The 1,304-nt window shown below is 43.4% G+C and carries 3 protein-coding genes; 1 reads left to right on the forward strand and 2 read right to left on the reverse strand.

What is annotated here, in order from left to right; genetic code table 11:
* Both QUA80_RS33580 and QUA80_RS33585 read right to left on the reverse strand, forming a co-directional pair.
* The coding region (locus tag QUA80_RS33580; protein WP_333429215.1) for a transposase at window positions 1-665 on the reverse strand (665 nt) is incomplete at its 3' end.
* A complete protein-coding gene (locus QUA80_RS33585; RefSeq protein WP_333429216.1) occupies window positions 658-873 on the reverse strand; it encodes a hypothetical protein in 216 nt (71 codons plus the stop codon). The genes QUA80_RS33580 and QUA80_RS33585, both read right to left, overlap by 8 nt.
* 93 nt (window positions 874-966) lie before the next feature.
* On the opposite strand from QUA80_RS33585, the gene QUA80_RS33590 reads away from it, so the two are divergent.
* A partial coding sequence (locus QUA80_RS33590; protein ID WP_333429217.1) for a transposase occupies window positions 967-1,304 on the forward strand: 338 nt, incomplete at its 3' end.

Raw genomic sequence — 1,304 nt, forward strand, 5'->3', positions numbered from 1 at the left:
TTAAGATGACGCCCGCGACGAGTAATGAAAGTTGTGTGCGCTATTTCATCCTCCGAGTGCCAAGTAGTTTCATCTTTTAAATCAAATCGAGTTCCATACCAACGGCGGTGTCGGCGAGTTGAAGTAATTTCGTCACTGATTGATGGTTGACGATAGAAAACTCGATTGCTGCGAGCTCTAGTAACTAAAACTAAATTAGATTTATTTGAGAGTGCATCCAGGAATTGGCGTTGGGAGTAATAACTATCAGCCACCAGTACAGATAATTGTTCTGTCTCAAAAGCCGGACAATTATGGAGCGTGCTATCTACCTGTTCCAAGCCAACCGCAATACTGTTACTACCTGATGCCACTCGTTGTTCGCTTAAAGGTATAGACCAAGGGATATTTTGACGAGCATCGGGTTCAGGTAAAAATGATAAGAGAGAGTATAGATGCCCGATGTTGATTGGTTTGTTACCTTTAATGGCGTGAGGTTGATGAATGTATGTTCGGTCTGCTAAACTTTTAGCAAATGGGCGTGGCATGGGAGTAGTGTCCAAACCAAGTAAATGAAACTTGCGACTTTTCGGTACGGGAATTAGTGGGGCGACCGCTTTGAGTAAAGACTGTTGCAGCAGTTTTCTTTCTGCTGCGGCTCGTTCGCTGCTACTGGACTCAAACAATTGTACAATAGCTTTGTATAAAGCACGCATTACCCCGACGAAACGAAGGATGTTCGCATAATGCTACGGGAGATTGAGCTGTCGTATTCCCCGATAGCGAATCTAATAAGTCCATCAAACTATCGCGACCCGCCGGAAACAGAGTGTAGATATCTTGGCGAAATTGCACCAATTGGGCGAGGGGGTCTTCACAAGGTAGAGTTGGCATAAAAAATTAATAAATCCGAGAGCTTTCGCGAATTATATTCGCGAAGTATCTTAGCATTTAATTAGGACATCTCTCTGGCAATACCAACCAAACATGAATCGCCATCAGTCAAAGCTTCCTCCCGATTTAACTAAAAGAGCTGAACGTTTAACTGCTACTATTGCTGCTTTAAAAGTAAAAATTCAACAAATTTTCGACGAAGGTGAAGTAGCGCCGCCTGGTTGCTATGTAGCTCGTTATCAGGTGCGACAAAGACAAAAAGTTTATTGGTATTATAAGCTTCAAGCAACGGAGGCGATTTTTGAGCAAGCAACAGATCGCCAAAAAAAGAGTAAGTATAAACATTTAGGACGGGCCGGTAGCCCAGAACATATCACAGCGGTCATCCAGGTCGCCAGACGCACTCAAATTGATGAACTCGAACGCACAAT

Origin of the sequence: Microcoleus sp. F4-D5 (assembly GCF_036704885.1) — a bacterium.
Classification (GTDB): Bacteria; Cyanobacteriota; Cyanobacteriia; order Cyanobacteriales; family Microcoleaceae; genus Microcoleus.